This window comes from Mesorhizobium sp. B4-1-3 (assembly GCF_006439355.1).
Taxonomy (GTDB): Bacteria; Pseudomonadota; Alphaproteobacteria; order Rhizobiales; family Rhizobiaceae; genus Mesorhizobium.
Genome location: NZ_VFTG01000003.1, coordinates 389,108 through 409,689 on the forward strand (window position 1 = coordinate 389,108; position 20,582 = coordinate 409,689).

General features: G+C 63.4%; 20 protein-coding genes. 1 reads left to right on the forward strand and 19 read right to left on the reverse strand.

Annotated features, from left to right (window positions below):
• Window positions 1-40 precede the first annotated feature (40 nt).
• The 19 genes from FJW06_RS06710 to FJW06_RS06800 form a co-directional block, all read right to left on the reverse strand.
• A complete protein-coding gene (locus FJW06_RS06710; RefSeq protein ID WP_140749733.1) occupies window positions 41-325 on the reverse strand; it encodes a DUF1467 family protein in 285 nt (94 codons plus the stop codon).
• Window positions 322-726: a methylmalonyl-CoA epimerase gene (gene mce / locus FJW06_RS06715; RefSeq protein WP_140749736.1), complete on the reverse strand. Its 405-nt coding sequence runs from the start codon at window positions 724-726 to the stop codon at window positions 322-324. Before mce ends, FJW06_RS06710 begins: the two co-directional genes overlap by 4 nt.
• Before the next feature lie 109 nt (window positions 727-835).
• Entirely contained in the window at window positions 836-2,506 is a 1,671-nt protein-coding gene (locus tag FJW06_RS06720) for a ribonuclease J (protein WP_140749739.1), read from the reverse strand.
• Between the two features lie 96 nt (window positions 2,507-2,602).
• On the reverse strand, window positions 2,603-3,424 hold the full coding sequence (locus FJW06_RS06725; protein WP_140749742.1) for a biotin--[acetyl-CoA-carboxylase] ligase: 822 nt from the start codon (window positions 3,422-3,424) through the stop codon (window positions 2,603-2,605).
• 4 nt (window positions 3,425-3,428) lie between these two features.
• Window positions 3,429-4,865 carry an NADH-quinone oxidoreductase subunit NuoN gene (gene nuoN, locus FJW06_RS06730; protein ID WP_140749746.1) on the reverse strand — a complete coding sequence of 479 codons (1,437 nt, stop codon included), beginning with the start codon at window positions 4,863-4,865 and terminating at the stop codon, window positions 3,429-3,431.
• A gap of 14 nt (window positions 4,866-4,879) precedes the next feature.
• Complete coding sequence (locus FJW06_RS06735; protein WP_140749750.1) at window positions 4,880-6,385, reverse strand: NADH-quinone oxidoreductase subunit M; 1,506 nt, start codon at window positions 6,383-6,385, stop codon at window positions 4,880-4,882.
• Entirely contained in the window at window positions 6,385-8,358 is a 1,974-nt protein-coding gene (gene nuoL, locus FJW06_RS06740; RefSeq protein WP_140749754.1) for an NADH-quinone oxidoreductase subunit L, read from the reverse strand. Before nuoL ends, FJW06_RS06735 begins: the two co-directional genes overlap by 1 nt.
• A gap of 11 nt (window positions 8,359-8,369) precedes the next feature.
• Window positions 8,370-8,678, reverse strand: a complete 309-nt coding sequence (gene nuoK, locus FJW06_RS06745) for an NADH-quinone oxidoreductase subunit NuoK (RefSeq protein ID WP_040982022.1) — start codon at window positions 8,676-8,678, stop codon at window positions 8,370-8,372.
• 1 nt (window position 8,679) lies between these two features.
• Window positions 8,680-9,300 carry an NADH-quinone oxidoreductase subunit J gene (locus tag FJW06_RS06750; protein ID WP_140749758.1) on the reverse strand — a complete coding sequence of 207 codons (621 nt, stop codon included), beginning with the start codon at window positions 9,298-9,300 and terminating at the stop codon, window positions 8,680-8,682.
• A gap of 127 nt (window positions 9,301-9,427) precedes the next feature.
• Window positions 9,428-9,919 (reverse strand): NADH-quinone oxidoreductase subunit NuoI, encoded by a 492-nt coding sequence (gene nuoI / locus FJW06_RS06755; RefSeq protein ID WP_040982026.1) that lies wholly within the window; start codon window positions 9,917-9,919, stop codon window positions 9,428-9,430.
• Window positions 9,919-10,962, reverse strand: coding sequence for an NADH-quinone oxidoreductase subunit NuoH (nuoH, locus tag FJW06_RS06760; RefSeq protein ID WP_140749762.1), 1,044 nt, complete (start codon window positions 10,960-10,962; stop codon window positions 9,919-9,921). Before nuoH ends, nuoI begins: the two co-directional genes overlap by 1 nt.
• Before the next feature lie 2 nt (window positions 10,963-10,964).
• The gene (nuoG, locus tag FJW06_RS06765; protein ID WP_140749765.1) at window positions 10,965-13,046 is read right to left on the reverse strand and encodes an NADH-quinone oxidoreductase subunit NuoG; all 2,082 of its coding nucleotides are present in this window, start codon (window positions 13,044-13,046) and stop codon (window positions 10,965-10,967) included.
• Between the two features lie 74 nt (window positions 13,047-13,120).
• Complete coding sequence (locus FJW06_RS06770) at window positions 13,121-13,804, reverse strand: NADH-ubiquinone dehydrogenase (RefSeq protein WP_140749769.1); 684 nt, start codon at window positions 13,802-13,804, stop codon at window positions 13,121-13,123.
• Between the two features lie 74 nt (window positions 13,805-13,878).
• Window positions 13,879-15,183, reverse strand: a complete 1,305-nt coding sequence (nuoF, locus tag FJW06_RS06775) for an NADH-quinone oxidoreductase subunit NuoF (protein ID WP_140749772.1) — start codon at window positions 15,181-15,183, stop codon at window positions 13,879-13,881.
• A gap of 10 nt (window positions 15,184-15,193) precedes the next feature.
• On the reverse strand, window positions 15,194-16,534 hold the full coding sequence (locus tag FJW06_RS06780) for an NADH-quinone oxidoreductase subunit E (protein ID WP_140749775.1): 1,341 nt from the start codon (window positions 16,532-16,534) through the stop codon (window positions 15,194-15,196).
• Window positions 16,535-17,725, reverse strand: a complete 1,191-nt coding sequence (locus tag FJW06_RS06785) for an NADH-quinone oxidoreductase subunit D (protein WP_140749779.1) — start codon at window positions 17,723-17,725, stop codon at window positions 16,535-16,537.
• 9 nt (window positions 17,726-17,734) lie between these two features.
• Window positions 17,735-18,340, reverse strand: coding sequence for an NADH-quinone oxidoreductase subunit C (locus tag FJW06_RS06790; protein WP_140749782.1), 606 nt, complete (start codon window positions 18,338-18,340; stop codon window positions 17,735-17,737).
• 4 nt (window positions 18,341-18,344) lie between these two features.
• A complete protein-coding gene (locus FJW06_RS06795; protein WP_015317338.1) occupies window positions 18,345-18,926 on the reverse strand; it encodes an NADH-quinone oxidoreductase subunit B in 582 nt (193 codons plus the stop codon).
• On the reverse strand, window positions 18,917-19,282 hold the full coding sequence (locus FJW06_RS06800; protein ID WP_040982049.1) for an NADH-quinone oxidoreductase subunit A: 366 nt from the start codon (window positions 19,280-19,282) through the stop codon (window positions 18,917-18,919). Before FJW06_RS06800 ends, FJW06_RS06795 begins: the two co-directional genes overlap by 10 nt.
• Before the next feature lie 334 nt (window positions 19,283-19,616).
• On the opposite strand from FJW06_RS06800, the gene FJW06_RS06805 reads away from it, so the two are divergent.
• A partial coding sequence (locus FJW06_RS06805; RefSeq protein ID WP_140749785.1) for a winged helix-turn-helix domain-containing protein occupies window positions 19,617-20,582 on the forward strand: 966 nt, incomplete at its 3' end.

Sequence of the window (20,582 nt, forward strand, 5' to 3'; positions counted from 1 at the left end):
CGTGTGGGGCTCAATACTTGCCGAGACTGTATCTTCAGCGTCAGTGATGGGTATTCGGACTAAAGTCCGGCATGATCCGCATGATATCGTCGAAGCTGAATCCCAGCCCCATCGTCAGACTGTAGAGAATGCCCATCACGACCACCGTCACGATTGTCGCGCGGATGAAAGCGCGCAGCATATGTGGGCCGCGCGGCGCGCTGGAAACGGTGCCCAGCGTGACATCCTGGTCGTCGTCTTGCGTGCGCAGGCTGAACGGCAGAACAACGAACAGCACCAGCCACCAGGTGACGAAGAACAGCGCCGCGAACAGGATCCAGTTCATACCTGCTCCAGTTCAACCAGCGTGCCGAAGAAATCCTTCGGATGCAGGAACAACACGGGCTTGCCATGCGCGCCGATCTTCGGATTGCCGTCGCCAAGCACGCGCGCGCCGCTTTGCTTTAAATGATCGCGGGCAGCCAGAATATCGTCGACCTCATAGCAGACGTGATGCATGCCGCCCGAAGGGTTCTTCTCGAGGAACGCGGCGATGGGCGACGTGTCGCCCAGCGGCTCCAGCAACTCGATCTTGGTGTTGCCGACATCGACGAACACCACGGTCACGCCATGTTCCGGCAACGCCTGCGGCTCGCCCACTCGCGCGCCCAGCGTATCGCGATAGGCCGCCGCCGCCGCGGCCAGATCCGGCACGGCAAGCGCGACATGGTTCAGGCGTCCAAGCATCAAGCGCTCCGCTTTAGGGGAGTAAGGGAGTAGGGGAATAGAGGAAAAACAGGCAACTGCTCGTTCTTCCCTACTCCCCTGCTGCCTTACTCCCCTATTCCCTCATTCGTCACCGCGTGACGAACACCGTCACCAGCGGCTTCTTGCCCCAGGCTTCGTTGGCGGCGGCGCGCACGGCGCGGCGCACCGCTTCCTGCACCAGGTCGAGGTCTTTTCGGCGCTGGCGCGGAATGGAGTCCACCGCGCCGATTGCGGCATCGAGCATCAGGTCCTCCAGCGTCTCGCCGCGGGCGTCCGCTTCGGCGACGCCGATCGCCACCAGATCAGGGTCGCCGGCAAGCTCATATTTGTCGTCGAGCACGACATTGACCGCGACATGGCCGGCGAAGGAAAGCTTGCGGCGGTCGCGTATGCCCATCGCCTGGTCGGTGCCGATCAACAGGCCGTCCTTGTAGAGCCGGCCGAATGGCACCTGATCGATGATCGTCGCCGGGCCGGGCCACAGCCTCAGCATATCGCCGTCGCGCACCTGCGCCACCTGGCCGATGCCCGACATCGACATCAGCGAGCCCTGCGCCACCAGATGCGCCGCCTCGCCATGCACGGGAACGCCGATTTGCGGCCGGACCCATTCATACATCTTGCGCAATTCGCTGCGGCGCGGGTGGCCGGAGACATGCACCAGCGCGTCGCCGTCCTCGATGATCTTCATGCCGAGATCGATCAGCCGGTTCTTGATCTCGAGAATTCCCTTTTCGTTGCCGGGAATGGTGCGCGAGGAAAACACCACCGTATCGCCGGCCGTCAGCGCCACCGACTTCATCTCGTCGCGTGAAAGCTTTGCAAGTGCGGCCAGCGGCTCGCCCTGGCTGCCGGTGCAGATGATCACCAGGTTCTCGCGCGGGATATAGCCATAATCTTCCTCGGCGATGAACTCTGGCAGGCCGTCCATGTAGCCGAGTTCGCCCGCCACATCGATGACACGCTTCAACGAACGGCCGAGCACGAGGCATTGCCGGCCGGCATCGCGCGCCGCCCTGGCGATCGAGACGATGCGCCCGACATTGGAGGAGAAGGTGGTGACCGCGACGCGTCCCTTCGCGCTCTCGATGACGTCCTTGAGGCCCTCGCCGACAGCGACTTCCGACGGCGACTCCCCTTCCCTCAGCGCGTTGGTGGAATCGCAGATCAGCGCCAGCACGCCCTTGTCGCCATAGGCGCGGAAGCGTGCCTCGTCGGTCTTCGGGCCGACTGTCGGCGCCGGGTCTATTTTCCAGTCGCCGGTGTGGATGACGGTGCCGGCGGGCGTGGTGATCGCCAGTGACATCGGCTCGGGAATCGAATGCGCCACCGGAATGGCCTCGATCTCGAAAGGTCCGATGGTGAATTTCTCGCCGGCCCGGTAGATCGACGCCGGGATCTTCGGCGCGCCCTGTTCGCCCTGCCGCTTGGCCTCGAGCAGGCCGGCGGTGAAAGGCGTCATCCAGACCGGCGCTTTGAGCTTCGGCCAGATGTCGAGCAGCGCGCCGTAATGGTCCTCATGCGCGTGGGTGATGACGATGCCGCGCAGCCCGTCGATATTCTCCTCGATGAAGCGCGTATCGGGCAGGATCAGATCGACGCCGGGATGTGCGCTGTCGGGGAAGGTCACGCCTACATCGACGATGATCCATTCGCGTGCGTCGGCGGGCCCATAGCCGTAAAGGGCGAAGTTCATGCCGATCTCGCCGACGCCGCCCAGCGGCGCGAAGACGAGCTCGGCGTTTTCTCTATTCGCCATCAATTCTTTCCTTCCTGGCCGCTTTGGCCAAGCCGTTGGCGCAATTCCGGGAAAAGCGTGTCACCGCTTTCCGTCCGGAATTGCACAAAAACAAAATTATGCCCGGGCCGAGGCGACCGCGCCGAAATGCACGTCGCCGGCCGCAATCGTCAAAACCGATCCCTGATCGTCGCGGATCACAAAACGGCAGTCCTCGTCAATGGTTTCGAAGACGCCGCGCACCACATTGCCGTCAATTCTGACAGCAACCTCGCCGCCGAGCCCCGCCGCGCGGTCAAGCCAGCGCTTTCTGACGGCATCGAGCCCGCGCCCATCATCCCACATCCGGGCATTCTCGCTCCAGGCGTCCGAGAGCGCCAGGAACAGCGTTGCGGCATCGCAAGTGGCGCCCAGCGCCTGCAGCGACGTCGCCGGATAAGGCAAATCCTCAGGATAAGCCACGACATTGACCCCGATGCCGATGGCGACGGCAAAGCGGCTGCCTTCGAGCATCGTCGACTCCAACAGGATGCCGGCAAGCTTGGCGCCCGACGCCAGCACGTCATTCGGCCATTTCAATTCGAAGCGGTTGCGGCCCTGGCTCGCGCCGTCCAAGGCGACGGCGATCCGGCCCTTCGGCACGACGGCGTCGAGCGCATCGGCCAGCGCCAGCCCCGCGACGAAGCCGAGCGTCGCGGCGAGCCGCAGTTCGCCGCCGGGAACCAGGAGCAGCGTCGCCGCGAGATTGCCTTCGGGTGTGGCCCAGGCACGGCCACGCCGGCCGCGGCCGCTTTCCTGCTTTTTCGATACGACCCAGAGCTTGCCGGGATCTCCGGCGCGCGCGTGCTCCAAGGCCAGCGCGTTGGTGGAACCGACGCTGTCATGCGCCTCGAGCCGGAACCCCTCCGACGCCGCGGTTGGAGCCAGTCGAAACGCCATCCCGTCAGAAGAAGGTCTTGGCGGCGGCTTCGGCATAATTGCCGATCGGTCCGCCGATCAGCACGTAGAACAGCACGAAGGCGCCGCTGACGCCGAGCACCAGGCGCAACTCGCTCGCCATCGGCACGAAGCCGCCGACCGGCTCGTCGAACCACATGATCTTGATGATGCGCAGGTAATAATAGGCGCCCACCACCGAAGCCAGAACGCCGATGATCGCCAGCGCATAGAGATGCGCGTTGATGGCGGCGAGGAACACGTACCACTTCCCCCAGAAGCCGGCGAGCGGCGGAATGCCGGCCAGCGAGAACATCAGGATGGTGAGGATGGTGGCCATGATCGGATTGGTCGAGGCCAGGCCGGCAAGATCGCTGATCTGCTCGACATTGCCTTCCTTGCGCCGCATGGCGAGGATGAAGGCGAAGGTGCCGAGCGTCATCACCAGATAGATCAGCATGTAGATGACGACGCCGCGCACGCCGGCCTGGCTGTTGGCGGCAAGGCCGACCAGCGCGTAGCCCATATGGCCGATCGAGGAATAGGCCATCAGCCGCTTGATGTTGGTCTGCCCGATTGCGGCGAACGAGCCCAGCGCCATCGAGGCGATCGAGATGAAGACGATGATCTGCTGCCAGTCCGAGGAGACCGGCTTGAAGGCGCCCATGGTGACGCGCACGATCAGCGCCATCGCCGCCATTTTCGGCGCGGCGGCCAGGAAGGCCGTGATCGGCGTCGGCGCGCCTTCATAGACATCCGGCGTCCACATGTGGAACGGCACGGCCGAGATCTTGAAGGCGAGGCCTGCGAGCACGAACACCAAGCCGAAGATGAGGCCGAGCTGGCGCTCGCCGCTGCCAAGCGCCGTCGCGATCTCTTGGAAACCGGTGTTGCCGGTGTAGCCGTAGACGAGGCTGATGCCGTAGAGCAGCATACCCGACGACAGCGCGCCGAGGACAAAATATTTCAGGCCCGCCTCGGTCGAGCGCAGATTGTCGCGGTTGATGGCCGCCAGCACGTAGATCGCCAGCGACTGCAGCTCGAGCCCGAGATAGAGTCCGATCATGCCGTTGGCCGAGATCATCAGCATCATGCCGAGCGTGCAGAGCAGGATAAGCACCGGGAACTCGAACTTGTCGAAATGTTCTTGGCGCGCAAAGCGCATCGACATGATCAGCGTCACCGCCGAGCCGATCAGCGCCAGCATCTTCATGAAGGCGCCGAAGGAATCCTGCACGAAGGCGCCGCCATAGGCAGCGCCCTGCCCGCCGGAGAAGGCAAGCCACAGGCCGGCCACCACCAGCACGAGGACGGCAAGGCCGGCCACGGTCATGGTGCTGTTCGAGCGCGAATAGGCCCCGATCATCAGGAGCACCAGCGCGCCCACGGCGAGGATAAGCTCCGGCGTCGAGAGCGAAAGGCTGGAGAGAAGGTCCGGCGTCATAGTCTATTCCCCAGTCAGTTCGCCGCCGCGGTCTGCGCGGAATTGATGGATGCGGTCACGTTGGTGACGAGCGTCTTGACCGATTGGGCCGTCGCATCGAACACCGGCGCAGGGTAGACGCCGAAGAAGATGACCAGCACCACCAGCGGGTAAATGATCGCCTTCTCGCGCGGCGACAGATCCAACAGATTCTTCAGGCTGTCCTTGGTCAGCGCGCCGAAGATCACACGGCGATAGAGCCACAGCGCGTAAGCCGCCGACAGGATGACGCCGGTTGCGGCGAAGAACGCCACCCATGTGTTGACCCGGAAGACGCCGAGCATGGTCAGGAATTCGCCGATGAAGCCGCTGGTGCCTGGAAGGCCGACATTGGCCATGGTGAAGATCATGAACACGGTGGCGTATTTCGGCATGTTGTTGACCAGCCCGCCATAGGCGTCGATCTCGCGCGTGTGCATGCGGTCGTAGATGACGCCGACGCACAGGAACAGTGCGCCCGAGACCAGGCCGTGGCTGAGCATCTGGAAGATCGCGCCCTGCACGCCTTCCTGGTTCATCGCGAAGATGCCCATGGTGACGAAGCCCATATGGGCGACCGACGAATAGGCGATCAGCTTCTTCATGTCCTCCTGCATCAGCGCCACCAGCGAGGTGTAGATGATGGCAACGACGGAGAGCGTGAACACCAGCGGCGCGAACATCGCCGACGCTTCCGGGAACATCGGCAGCGAGAAGCGCAGAAAGCCGTACCCGCCCATCTTCAGCAGGATGCCGGCCAGGATGACGGAGCCCGCGGTCGGCGCCTCGACGTGCGCGTCGGGCAGCCAGGTGTGCACCGGCCACATCGGCATCTTCACCGCGAAGGAGGCGAAGAAGGCGAGCCACAGCCAGGTTTGCATGTTGGCCGGGAAGTGATGCGTCAGCAGCGTCGTGATGTCGGTGGTGCCCGACTGGAAGAACATCGCCATGATGGCGAGCAGCATCAGCACCGAGCCGGCGAGCGTATAGAGGAAGAACTTGAACGAGGCATAGACGCGCCGCTTGCCGCCCCAGACGCCGATGATGATGAACATCGGGATCAGGCCGGCCTCGAAGAAGACATAGAACAAGACGATGTCGAGCGCGCAGAACACGCCGATCATCAGCGTCTCGAGGATCAGGAAGGCGATCATATAGGCCTTGACCCGCTTCTCGATCGCGTCCCACGAGGCGAGGATGCAGAGCGGCATCAGGAAGGTCGTCAGGATGACGAACAGCATCGAGATGCCGTCGACGCCCATATGGTAGGAGATGCCGGAATCCAGCCAGGCGTGCTTTTCGACGAACTGGAAGCCGGCCTGCGAATTGTCGAAGCCCGTCCAGATGAACAGCGAGACGACGAAAGTGAACGCCGTCGTGATGAAGGCGATGGCGCGGATGTTGCGGCGCGCGTTTTCGCTGTCGTCGCTGATGAACAGGATGAGCAGAACACCAACCAGCGGCAGGAAGGTGACCAGCGAGAGGATTGGCCAGTCGGTCATCAGAGCATCATCCAGGTGACGAGAGCGGCCACGCCGATCAGCATGGCGAAGGCATAGTGGTAGAGATAACCGGTCTGCAGCTTGACGACGCGGTTGGTGACGTCGACGACGCGCGCCGAGATACCGTCCGGGCCGAGGCCGTCGATGATGGCGCCGTCACCGGTCTTCCACAGGAACCTGCCGAGGCGTTTTGCCGGCTGCACGAAAAGGAAGTCGTAGAGCTCGTCGAAGTACCACTTGTTGAGCAGGAAGGCATAGAGCCCGCGATGCTGCGCCGCCAGTTCCTTCGGCATCTCCGGCTTGCGGATATAGAACTGCCAGGCGACGAGCAGACCGATCACCATGGCGACGAAGGGCGCCAGTTCCACCCAGAGCGGCAGCTCGTGGATCTCGTGCAGGATGTGGTTGTCCGGCAGCGTGAACAGCGACGCCTTCCAGAATTCGGCATAGCCCTCGCCGATGAAGGCGCCGTGGAAGATGACGCCCGCAAACAGCGCGCCGGCGGCGAGCACGTAGAGCGGCACCAGCATCACCGGCGGCGATTCGTGGACATGATGCATGACTTCGTGGCTGGCGCGCGGCTCGCCGTGGAAGGTCATGAAGATCAGCCGCCAGGAATAGAAGCTGGTGAAGCAGGCGGCGACCACCAGCAGGACAAACGCAAAGCCCGCGACCGCATTGTGGCTGGCGAAGGAGGTTGCGATGATGGCATCCTTGGAGAAGAAGCCCGCTGTGCCGATCACCGTCGCCGGGATGCCGACACCGGTCAGCGCCAGGGTGCCGATAATCATCATCCAGTAGGTGGTCGGGATCAGCCTGCGCAGCCCGCCCATCTTGCGCATGTCCTGCTCGTCGGACACGGCGTGGATGACCGAGCCGGAGCCGAGGAACAGCAGCGCCTTGAAGAAGGCGTGCGTGAACAAATGGAAGATCGCCGCGCCATAAGCGCCGACGCCAAGCGCCACGAACATGTAGCCGAGCTGAGAGCAGGTCGAATAGGCAATGACGCGCTTGATGTCGTTCTGGACGAGGCCGACGGTCGCCGCGAAGAAGGCGGTGAAGGCGCCGATGAAGGTGACGACGGTCAGCGCCGTATGCGACAGCTCGAACAGCGGCGACAGCCTCGCCAGCATGAAGACGCCGGCGGTCACCATGGTCGCGGCATGGATGAGCGCGGAGACCGGGGTCGGGCCTTCCATGGCGTCCGGCAGCCAGGTGTGCAGCGGCACCTGCGCCGATTTGCCCATGGCGCCCATGAAGAGCAGCAGGCAGACCACCGTCAGCGCCGTCTGCTTGTCGAGCGCATGGCCAAGGAAGGTGAGCACGGCGGCACCCGCCGGCGCGCCTTCTGCGGGCAGGAACGAGGCCGCATTGGCAAACACGGTGCTCAGATTGACCGAGCCGAACAGCACGAAGACACCAAAGATGCCGAGCGCGAAGCCGAAGTCGCCGACGCGGTTGACGACGAAGGCCTTGATCGCCGCCGCATTGGCCGACGGCTTCTTGTACCAGAAGCCGATCAGCAGGTAGGAAGCGAGACCGACGCCTTCCCAGCCGAAGAACATCTGGATCAGGTTGTCGGCCGTCACCAGCATCAGCATCGCGAAGGTGAACAGCGACAGATAGGCGAAGAAGCGCGGCCGATTCGGATCGTGGTGCATGTAGCCGATCGAATAGATGTGGACCAGCGCCGACACGGTGTTGACGACGATCAGCATCACCACCGTCAGCGTGTCGATCCTGAGCGCCCAGGACGCGTCGATGCCGCCCGACTGGATCCAGCGCAGCACCGGCACGGTGAACACCTCGCCATGGCCGAAGCCGACGGTGAAGAACGCGACCCACGACAGGACCGCCGCGATCACCAGGAAGCCGGAGGTGATGTATTCGGAAGCCTTGGCGCCGAGCGAATTGCCGAACAGGCCGACAATGAGGAAGCCAAGCAGCGGAAGGAAGACGATAGCCTGGTACATGATGGTTCCCGTCAACCCTTCATCGCGCTCACGTCTTCGACCGCGATCGAGCCGCGGTTACGGAAGAAGACGACAAGAATGGCAAGACCGATCGCGGCTTCAGCGGCCGCGACGGTCAGCACGAACAGGGCGAACACCTGTCCGACGAGGTCATGCAGCGCCGCCGAGAACGCGACGAAATTGATGTTGACCGCAAGCAGGATGAGCTCGACCGACATCAGGATGACGATGATGTTGCGGCGGTTCAGGAAGATGCCGAACACGCCGAGCGTGAACAGGATCGCCGATACGGTCAGGTAATGTGCAATGCCGACGACCATCTCAGATACCCTCGCCCGATTTGACCTTGCGGATTTCCATGCCCGTCGCCGGCGTGCGGGCGACCTGCGCGGCGATCGACTGCCGCTTGACGCCCTCCTTGTGGCGCAGCGTCAGCACGATGGCGCCGATCATGGCAACCAGCAGCACCAGGCCGGAAATCTGGAAATAATAGAGATAGTCCGTGTAGAGGATGTCGCCGAGCGCCGCCGTGTTGGAGCGCGTGGCGAGATCCGGCGTTGTCTTTGCGACCGTCGAGGCAAGCTGCGGCGCGAATGTGTAGCCGCCAAGCACGACGATCAGCTCCGCCGCCAGGATCAGCCCGACCAGCGCGCCGATCGGGGCGTATTGCAGGGCACCCTCTTTCATCTCGGCGAAATCGACGTCGAGCATCATGACGACGAACAGGAACAACACCATCACCGCGCCGACATAGACGACGAGCAGAATCATCGCCAGGAACTCGGCGCCGGTCAGCATGAAGAGGCCAGCGGCGTTGAAGAAGGTGAGGATCAGGAAGAGCACCGAATGCACGGGGTTGCGCGACGAAATGACCATGAAGGCCGACGCCACGGCGATAAAGGCGAAGAGGTAGAAAAACGCCGCCTCTAATCCACTCAGCATGGGTTCCCCCGGGTTCCTGTCGGATCGGACATCTGCCCTCTCCATTGTCCTAGGCTTCGTCCCGCCTCCGGTATCGAAGCCGCACTGTCCTTAAACGAGGCCCCCTGCCTCGTCCATGCGTCAAATATCAGCGATATGGCGCGTCCAGCGCGATGTTGCGCGCCAGCTCACGCTCCCAGCGATCGCCGTTCGCGAGTAGCTTTTCCTTGTTGTAGTAAAGCTCCTCGCGCGTCTCGGTCGCGAATTCGAAATTCGGCCCCTCGACGATGGCGTCGACAGGGCAGGCTTCCTGGCAGAAGCCGCAATAGATGCACTTCACCATGTCGATGTCGTAGCGCACGGTGCGGCGCGTGCCGTCATTGCGGCGCGGCCCGGCCTCGATGGTGATCGCCTGCGCCGGGCAGATCGCTTCGCACAGCTTGCAGGCGATGCAGCGTTCCTCGCCATTCGGATAACGGCGCAGCGCATGTTCGCCGCGGAAGCGCGGGCTGGTCGGCCCCTTCTCGTGCGGATAGTTGATCGTTTCCTTCGGCGCGAAGAACTGGCGCATCGACAGAAAGAAGGCGCTGACGAAATCCTTCAGCAGCAGCGATTTTGCGGCCTGGGCCAGAGCGGACATCACGCAAACCCCGTGATCTTGAGGAAGGCCGCGGTGGCGACGACCATGAATAGCGAAATCGGCAGGAAGACTTTCCAGCCCAGCCGCATCAGCTGGTCGTAGCGGTAGCGCGGCACAAAAGCCTTCACCATCGAGAACATGAAGAACATCAGGCAGATCTTCAGCACGAACCAGATCACCCCCGGCACCCAGGTGAAAGGCGCGAAATTGAACGGCGGCAGCCAGCCGCCGAGGAACAGGATGGTCGCCAGCGCGCACATCAGGACGACGGCGACATATTCGCCGAGGAAGAAGAGCAGGAACGGCGTCGACGAATACTCAACCATGTGCCCGGCGACGAGTTCCGATTCCGCCTCCACAAGGTCGAAGGGGGGGCGGTTCGTCTCGGCAAGCGCGGAGATGAAGAAGATCACGAACATCGGAAACAGCGAGAGCCAGTGCCAGTCGAGGAAGGTGTTGGGCAGGCCGAGCTTGGTGCCGAGCCCGTCCTGCTGCGACATGACAATGTCGGAGAGGTTGAGCGAGCCGACGCAGAGCAGCACGGTGACGATGACGAAGCCGATCGAGACTTCGTAGGACACCATCTGCGCGGCCGAGCGCAGCGCGCCGAGGAACGGATATTTCGAGTTTGACGCCCAGCCGCCCATGATCACGCCATAGACCTCGAGCGAGGAGATGGCAAAGACATAGAGGATGCCGACATTGATGTTGGCGATCGCCCAGCCCTCATTGACCGGAATGACCGCCCAGGCCGAGATCGCCAACACCGCCGACACCAGCGGCGCCAGAAGGAACACGCCCTTGTTGGCGCCCGACGGGATCACCGGCTCCTTGAAGACGAATTTCAGAAGGTCGGCAAAAGCCTGCAGCGTGCCCCACGGACCGACGACGTTCGGGCCGCGACGCAGTTGCACCGCCGCCCAGATCTTGCGGTCGGCATAGAGCAGGTAGGCGACGCCGATCAGAAGCACGACGATCAGCACGACCGACTTCAACAGGATCAGCAGCGCCGGCAGCATGTAGAAGGAGAAGAAGGTGTCCATGCTTATTCCGCCGCCTGCTTGAAGCCGCTCTTGGCCAGCGCCGAGCACTCGGCCATCACGGCCGACGCCCGCGCGATCGGGTTGGTGAGATAGAAGTCCTTCACCGGCGAGGTGAAGGTGCCCTTGTTCAGCCGGCCGCCGAGCTTTGCCGCCCTGGCGACGTCGTCGGCGCTGCCTGCTTGCACCTGGTCGATGCGGGCGAGATGCGGGAATTCGCCATAGAGCTTGGCGCGCAGTTGCGCCAGCGAATCGAAGGGCAGCTTCTTGCCGAGCACGTCCGACAGCGCCCGCAGGATCGCCCAGTCCTCGCGCGCCTCGCCCGGAGCGAAGCCGGCGCGGTTGGTCTGCTGCACGCGGCCTTCCGTGTTGACATAGGTGCCCGACTTTTCCGTGTAGGCGGCTGCCGGCAGGATGACATTGGCGCGGTGCGCGCCGGCATCGCCATGCGTGCCGATATAAACGACGAAGGCGCCGCCGGTCCTGGCCATGTCGATTTCGTCGGCGCCGAGCAGGAAAAGCAGATCGGTGTCGACAAGCATGCCGGCGACGTCCTTGCCGCCCTCGCCCGGCACGAAGCCGACATCGAGGCCGCCGACGCGCGCAGCGGCGTTGTGCAGCACCGCAAAGCCGTTCCATTCGGCGGTGACCGCGTTGACGGCGGTCGTGAGCTTTGCCGCCTGGCCGAGCACCGCGGCGCCGTCGGCGCGCGCCAGCGCGCCCTGGCCGACGATGATCAGCGGATGCGTGGCCTTGCTCAGTATCTCGAAGAACTTGCCGTTGCCGCCGGCCAGATCCTTGAGCGATTCCGGGCCCGCGCCGATCAGCTCATAGTCGTAACGCGTATCACCGATCTCGCCGATGACGCCGACCGGCAGGTTGCCGACGCGCCAGCGCTTGCGGATGCGGGCGTTGAGCACCGAGGCCTCGAAGCGCGGATTGGCGCCGATGATCAGCACCGCGTCGGCCTGCTCGATGCCTTCGATGGTCGGATTGAAGATGTAGCTGGCACGGCCGAGCGAGGGATCGAGCGCTGCGCCATCCTGGCGGCAGTCGGTGTTCTTCGAGCCGAGCGCCGCCATCAAGAGCTTGAGCGCATAGATTTCCTCGACCGCGGCGAGGTCGCCGGCGATCGCGCCGATCCGCTCCGGGGCCGTCTTCGATACCTGTTCCTTGATCGCGGCGAAGGCTTCGGCCCAGCTTGCCGGAACCAGCTTGCCGTCTTTGCGGACATAGGGGCGATCGAGGCGCTGCGTGCGCAGGCCGTCCCAGATGAAGCGGGTCTTGTCGGAGATCCACTCCTCGTTAACCGCCTCGTTGACGCGCGGCAGGATGCGCATCACTTCGCGCCCTCTGGAGTCGACGCGGATCGCCGAGCCGACGGCGTCCATCACGTCGATCGATTCCGTCTTGGTCAGTTCCCACGGCCGCGCCTGGAAGGCGAACGGCTTGGAGGTCAGTGCGCCGACCGGGCACAGATCGATGACATTGCCCTGCAGCTCCGACGTCATCGCTTGTTCGAGATAGGTGGTGATCTCGGCATCCTCGCCGCGGCCGATCAGGCCGAGTTCGGAAATGCCGGCGACCTCGGTAGTGAAGCGGACGCAGCGCGTGCAGTGGATGCAGCGGTTCATCACCGTCTTGACCAGCGGGCCGATATACTTGTCTTCGACCGCGCGCTTGTTCTCGTGATAGCGCGAGGAATCGACGCCGAAGGCCATCGCCTGGTCCTGCAGGTCGCATTCGCCGCCTTGGTCGCAGATCGGGCAGTCCAGCGGATGGTTGATCAGCAGGAATTCCATCACGCCTTCGCGGGCCTTCTTGACCATGGGCGTGTTGGTGAAGATTTCAGGCGGCTCGCCATTCGGGCCTGGGCGCAGGTCGCGCACGCCCATGGCGCAGGACGCCTGCGGCTTGGGCGGCCCGCCCTTCACCTCGATCAGGCACATCCGGCAATTGCCGGCGATCGACAGCCGCTCATGGAAGCAGAAGCGCGGCACTTCCGCGCCGGCGTCCTCGGCCGCCTGCAGCAGCGTGTAATGGTCGGGTACCGTGATCTCTTTCCCGTCGACCTTTAGCTTTGCCATTCGCCTCAAACCCCTGCGGATGTCCCGCAATCTATCTTTCCGCGCGCGACCTGGGCCGCGCCCGGCATCTCAATTCACTTCTTCGCGGCGAGCGCCGCGGCCTGGGCAGTCCAATCGTCGCGGCCGATGCGGCCGGCAAGCGACAGATAATCTTCCACCCAGGCGATCTCTTCCGACGTCCAGGCAGCGATCTGGCCATAGGTCCAGATACCGAGCCCGTTGAGCACCTTCTCCAGCTTCGGCCCGATACCCGAAATCGCCTTCAGGTCCGACGGCTTAGCCGGCTTGTCGATTGCCTTCGGCTGCCTGAAATCTTCCGGCATCAGCCCGGTTGCGGCCGGTTGGGCGACAAGACCTGTCCCGGTCGCGTCGAGCGCCTTCTCGGTCGCGTTCGCCGCGATGTCCGTCACGTCCCTGGCGAAGTTCTGCGCCCTGGCGATCAGCGTATCGGTCGCCTTGCGCGCCTTGGAGGCGTTGGCCGCCGCTTCGTTCTGCGCCTCGAGGTCGTCGAGGAAAGGCTGAAACATGCGCTGCGAGGCTTCCATCGCGCCGGTGAACGCACCCATCCACATGCCGACGGCATGGTTGGCAAGACCGATGCTGAGCGCCGACATCGCGGCCGCACCCGCGACCGGATGCGCCAGAAGGTTGACGGCACTGGCCATCTCCTTCGGCATCATCTTGGTCAGGTCCTGGTTCATTTTCTCGAGTTGGTCCAAATCAGGCACGAACGGGTAGGGTATCGAATACGGCGCCATAGAGAGCTCCTGGTCGTTTCTTCGTATGCCCCGCCCCTGCTTTCAGTCTGGGCTTTCGCCCGTATTTCGAAGTCTTATTCCGCCGCCACCATCACCGGCTCGACCCGGTGCGCGTTGCGCGAAAACTCGTCGATGCGGCGTTCCACCTCGCCGCGGAAATGCCGCATCAGACCTTGGATCGGCCAGGCCGCCGCGTCGCCCAGCGCACAGATCGTGTGGCCTTCGACCTGCTTGGTAACGTCGAGCAGCATGTCGATCTCGCGCTTTTGCGCCTCGCCGCGCACCAGCCGCTCCATCACCCGCCACATCCAGCCGGTGCCTTCGCGGCACGGGGTGCACTGGCCGCAGCTCTCATGCTTGTAGAAATAAGACAGCCTGGCGATCGCCTTCACGACATCCGTCGACTTGTCCATGACGATGACGGCCGCCGTGCCGAGGCCGGATTTCAGATCGCGCAGCGCGTCGAAATCCATCGGTGCGTCCATGATCTGCTCAGCCGGCACCAGCGGCACCGAAGCGCCGCCCGGAATGACCGCGAGCAGATTGTCCCAACCGCCACGGATGCCGCCGCAATGCGTCTCGATGAGTTCCCGGAACGGGATCGACATCGCCTCTTCGAAAGTGCACGGATTGTTGACGTGGCCGGACACGCAGAACAGCTTGGTGCCGGCATTGTTCGGCCGGCCGAAGGACGAGAACCAGGCTGCTCCGCGACGCAGGACGGTCGGCGCCACCGCGATCGATTCGACATTGTTGACAGTGGTCGGGCAGCCATAGAGGCCGACATTGGCCGGGAATGGCGGCTTCAGCCGCGGCTGGCCCTTCTTGCCTTCGAGGCTTTCGAGAAGCGCCGTCTCCTCGCCGCAGATATAGGCGCCGGCGCCATGATGCATATAGACGTCGAAGTCGTAGCCGGACGTGTTGTTCTTGCCGATGAGCTTGGCTGCGTAAGCCTCGTCGATCGCGCGCTGCAGCGCCTCGCGTTCGCGGATGAACTCGCCGCGCACATAGATATAGGCCGCGACCGCGCCCATGGCGAAGCCGGCGACCAGCGCGCCCTCGACCAGCGTGTGCGGATCGTTGCGCAGGATATCGCGGTCCTTGCAGGTGCCGGGCTCGGATTCATCGGCGTTGATGACCAGATAGCTCGGGCGCCCGTCGCTCTGCTTGGGCATGAACGACCACTTCAGCCCGGTCGGAAAGCCGGCACCGCCGCGGCCGCGCAGGCCGGACGCTTTCATCTCGTTGACGATCCAGTCGCGGCCCTTGGCGATGAGGCCGGGCGTATCGTCCCAGATGCCGCGCGACTGCGCGCCGGCCAGCGACTTGTCGAACAGGCCGTAGATGTTGGTGAAGATGCGGTCTTTGTCCTGAAGCATTTTTCGTCCCTCAGACCGGCTTCTTGCCGAAGACGCGAATGTATTCGGCGACGCCGCCCTTGGCGAGCGCCTTGGCCTGCTTCACCCAGTCGTCGCGCTCGATGCGGCCGCGGAAATTGAGATAGCCGTCGACCCATTCGCGCTCGGCCTTCTTCCAGCCGGCGACCTGCGCGAAGGTGTAAATACCCAGCGAATGCAGGATCGCTTCGATCTTCGGGCCGACGCCGGAGATCAGCTTGAGATCGTCGACTGTCGCCGGGCGCTCGATGCCGGCGGGCCGGTTCTTGTCCTCCAGCGAAGGCTTCGTCGTCTTGGCGACCGGTTGCTTGGTTTCCGGCGCTTTGAAGGCGCTGGCCGGTTCGGCTTTCACCTGAGGCCCGCTGCGCGGCTTGGCAACAGCCTCGACTTCCGGAGCAGCTTGGTTGGCATTGGCCGCCGAATGGCGCGGCGCCCTGACGCTGGCGCCGTTCTCGGTGGCCGGGGCGACCTTGACCGGCGACGGCGTGTTGAGCGCCGGGCTGGTTTCAGCAGCATGCGTCTTCGGCTTGCTGGACTTGGACGGTGCAACCGGGCCCGAGGCAGATGGCGCCGAAACCGCTGGCGCAGCGGGTGCAGGGCCTGCGGCAGGTACCGTCTGCGAGGTTGCGGCAGGAGCAGCAGCCGGCGCCGCGGCGGCGGCATCCTTGGCGGCCTTCGCGGCCGCCTTGGCTTCCTTGTCGCGCGTCGACTTCAGGATCGCCTTTTCATCTGTCAGCGTCTTCAAACCATCGGCCGGTTCGGACCCGTGGCGGCCGTTCTGTGGGCCGGGCTTGACCTCGGCGCCCTTGCCGGCGTCGTAGAGATCGATGATCTCGGCCAGACGCTCAGGCGTCAGGTCCTCGAAAGTGTCCTTGAAGATCATGACCATCGGTGCGTTGACGCAGGCGCCAAGGCATTCGACCTCCTCCCACGACAGCGTGCCTTTGTCGTTGGTGTGGAACTGGTCGTGATGGATCTTCGACCGGCACACATCCATCAGCGCTTCCGAGCCCCGCAGCATGCAGGGCGTGGTGCCGCAGACTTGGATATGGGCGCGGGTGCCGACCGGATTGAGCTGGTACTGCGTATAGAAGGTCGCGACTTCGAGGCCGCGGATGCGCGGCATGCCGAGCATGTCCGAGATCGTCTCGATCGCCGCCTTGGTGACCCAGCCTTCCTGCTCCTGCGCTAGCATCAACAGCGGAATGATGGCCGACTGCTCGCGCCCTTTCGGGTATTTGGCGATCCACTGCTCAGCCGCCGCCGCGTTCTCCTTGTTGAAGGCGAACGAGGCTGGCTGGAGGCTGGCTTCTGCAAGACGGCGGACTGACATTTAGCGATCGACCTCACCAAACACGATGTCGAGGGAGCCAAGCACGGCGGTGACATCGGCCAGCATGTGGCCGCGGCACAGGAAGTCCATGGCCTGCAGATGCGCGAAGCCGGGCGCGCGCAGCTTGCAGCGATAGGGTTTGTTGGTGCCGTCGGAGACCAGATAGACGCCGAACTCGCCCTTCGGCGCCTCGACGGCGGCATAGACCTCGCCGGCCGGCACGCGATAGCCCTCGGTATAGAGCTTGAAGTGATGGATCAGCGCTTCCATCGAGCGCTTCATCGCCGCGCGCTTCGGCGGGACCACCTTGCCGTCGAGGTTGGACACCGGGCCGGCGCTTTCCTTGCCGAGCAACAGATCCACGCACTGGCGCATGATCTTGGCCGACTGGCGCATCTCTTCCATGCGCACGAGGTAACGGTCATAGCAGTCGCCGTTCTTGCCGACCGGAATGTCGAAATCCATCTCGGAATAGCATTCATAGGGCTGCGATTTGCGCAGATCCCAGGCCGCGCCCGAGCCGCGCACCATCACGCCCGAAAAGCCCCAGGCCCAGGCGTCGGCCAGCGACACCGTGCCGATATCGACGTTGCGCTGCTTGAAGATACGGTTGCCGGTCAAAAGCGCGTCGAGGTCGTCGATCGACTTCAGGAACGGATCGATCCACTTGCCGATGTCCTCGACCAGTTTCTGCGGCAGGTCCTGGTGCACGCCGCCCGGCCGGAAATAGGCCGCATGCATGCGCGAGCCCGAGGCGCGCTCATAGAACACCATCAGCTTTTCGCGTTCGACGAAGCCCCACAGCGGCGGCGTCAGCGCGCCGACATCCATCGCCTGCGTCGTCACATTGAGGATGTGCGACATGATGCGGCCCATCTCGGAATAGAGCACGCGGATCAACTGCCCGCGCTTCGGCACCTCGACGCCGAGCAGCCGCTCGGCCGCGAGCGCGAAGGCATGCTCCTGGTTCATCGGCGCACAATAGTCGAGACGGTCGAGATAAGGCACAGCCTGCAGGTAGGTCTTTGCCTCCATCAGCTTCTCGGTGCCGCGATGCAGCAGGCCGATATGCGGATCGACACGGTCGACCACCTCGCCGTCCAACTCCAGCACCAGGCGCAAAACGCCGTGCGCCGCAGGATGCTGCGGACCGAAGTTGATGTTGAAGTTGCGGACGGAGGTTTCAGCCATTGTGGCGCCTCAATTTGCCTTCGCCTTCTCATCCCCGGGAAGGACGTAATCCGTTCCTTCCCACGGGCTCAAGAAGTCGAAGTTTCTGAATTCCTGCTTCAATTCCACCGGCTCGTAGATGACCCGCTTGGCCTCGTCGTCGTAGCGAACCTCGACAAAGCCGGTCAGGGGGAAATCCTTGCGTAGCGGGTGCCCCTCGAAACCGTAGTCGGTAAGGATGCGGCGCAGATCCGGATGGCCGCTGAACAGCACGCCGTAAAGGTCATAGGTCTCGCGTTCGTACCAGTCGGCGCCGGGATAGACCGCGGTCAGCGACGGCACCAGCGTTTCCTCGTCGGCCTGGACCTTGAGGCGGATGCGCACATTCTGCTTCGGCGACAGAAGGTGATAGACGACATCGAAGCGCCTGGCACGCGACGGGTAGTCGGCGCCACATATGTCGATGATCGAGATGAACTGACAGCGCGGATCGTCACGCAGGAAGGTCGCCACCTCGATCAGATTGCCCGGCTCGACCGAAACGGTCAGTTCGCCATAGGCAAGCACGGCTTCGCCGATGCGGCCGGACAGCTTCTCGCCGAGATAGGTGGAGAGTTCGTCCAACGCCAGGGTCATCGGCTCACCGTTCGATCGTGCCGGTGCGGCGGATCTTCTTCTGCAGAAGGAGAATGCCGTAGAGCAGCGCTTCGGCGCTCGGCGGGCAGCCGGGCACATAGATGTCGACGGGCACGACGCGGTCGCAGCCGCGCACCACCGAATAAGAATAATGGTAGTAGCCGCCGCCATTGGCGCAGGAGCCCATTGAGATGACGTAGCGCGGCTCCGGCATCTGGTCGTAGACCTTGCGCAGCGCCGGCGCCATCTTGTTGGTCAGCGTGCCGGCGACGATCATGATGTCGGACTGGCGCGGCGACGCGCGCGGCGCGACGCCGAAACGCTCCGAGTCGTAGCGCGGCATCGAGGTGTGGATCATCTCGACCGCGCAGCACGCGAGGCCGAAGGTCATGAACATCAGCGAGCCGCTGCGCGCCCAGGTGATCAGCGCTTCGGTCGAGGTGACAAGGAAACCCTTGTCGGCCAACTCATTGTTGATTTCGAGGAAGAAGGGATCGTCCTCCCCCACCGGCCTTCCGGTGTTGGGATCGATGATGCCCTTGGGCTTCGGCGCGACGAGGGTGCCTGAACTGTCGTTCAATCCCATTCCAGCGCTCCTTTTTTCCATTCATAGGCAAAGCCGATGGTCAGCACCGCCAGAAACACCATCATCGACCAGAAGCCGAGCATGCCGAGCTTCGAGAAGGACACCGCCCATGGGAACAGGAAGGCGACCTCGAGATCGAAGATGATGAACAGGATCGATACCAGGTAGAAACGGATGTCGAACTTCATGCGGGCGTCGTCGAAAGAATTGAACCCGCATTCGTAGGCGGAAAGCTTTTCCGGATCGGGGTTGCGATAGGCCACCAGGAAGGGCGCGACGATAAGCGCGAGACCGACGATCATCGCCACGGCGATGAACAGGACGATGGGCAGATACGAACTCAGGAGTGCGCTCATGCGGCGGCTTTCCTTCGGCGGGGCAGTTCACTTTGATTACAGCAACGAACTCTAATGCGGAAGCGTGACAGTTTAACCGCTGAACCGTTTTAGGAGGGCCCATGCTGCAACGCGGCGAGGGTTAGCGCAGCGGTTTCGGTGACGCAAGTCAAACCTTGTTCAAATCGCGGCCCTGGACGGCTTATCGGAAGAAACTGGTCCGATCCGCTCTTGTTGATTTCCTTCACTTTTTACTCCACTTTCCTCTCCTGACATATCTCCCGCCATCTGCCTGCTAGCATGGCCGGAATCACCGGCTAAAAATCCAACGGACGATCGGGGCAAGGACACCTTGATGAAGGAGAAAATCTCGCTCGCCATGGCCAGGCGCATCGCGCTCGGCGCGCAAGGATTCAACGACCGTCGCCCGGCAGGAGTTCCGGATCGCCGCCACCTTTCGCGCGTGCTTTCGCGAACCGGCCTGCTGCAGATCGATTCCGTGAGCGCCGTGGTACGCGCGCACTACATGCCGCTCTATTCGCGCCTCGGCCCCTACCCGCTGTCGCTGCTTGATAACGCCGCCGTCACCCGCAAGCGCGCGATCTTTGAATATTGGGCGCATGAGGCATCGTTCCTGCCCGTGGAGACCTACCCGCTGATGCGCTGGCGCATGCAGCGCGCCGAGCAAGGCGAGGAGATGTATCTCGGCCTGGCGAAATGGGGCCGCGAACGCAAGGAAATGATCGACGAGATATATAGAGAGGTCGCCGATCGCGGGCCGATCGCGGCCTCCGACATCGAGGGCCACAAGGGCAATGGCGGCTGGTGGGGCTGGAGTGAGGCCAAGCACGCTTTCGAATGGCTGTTCTGGGCCGGGCGCATCACCACCGCCTACCGGCGCGGCTTCGAACGCTATTACGATCTGCCCGAGCGCGTTTTGCCGCAGGCCGTGCTCGACCTGCCCGCACCCTCAGTCGAGGACGCGCATCGGGAATTACTGCGCATCTCGGCACGCGCCCACGGCATCGCCACCTATGGCGACCTGCGCGACTATTTCCGCCTCGCGCCGGGGGACACGAAGGACCGCATCGAGGAACTGGTCGAAACTGGCGAATTGCTGCCGGTGAAGGTCGAAGGCTGGGACAAAACAGCCTATCTCCACAAGGATGCCCGTTTTCCCCGCCGGATCGAAGCCCGCGCCTTGCTTGCGCCTTTCGATCCGGTCGTCTTCGAACGCACCCGTACGGAAAAGCTTTTCAATTTCCGCTACCGGATCGAGATCTACACGCCGGCGCAAAATCGCCAAAACGGCTATTATGTG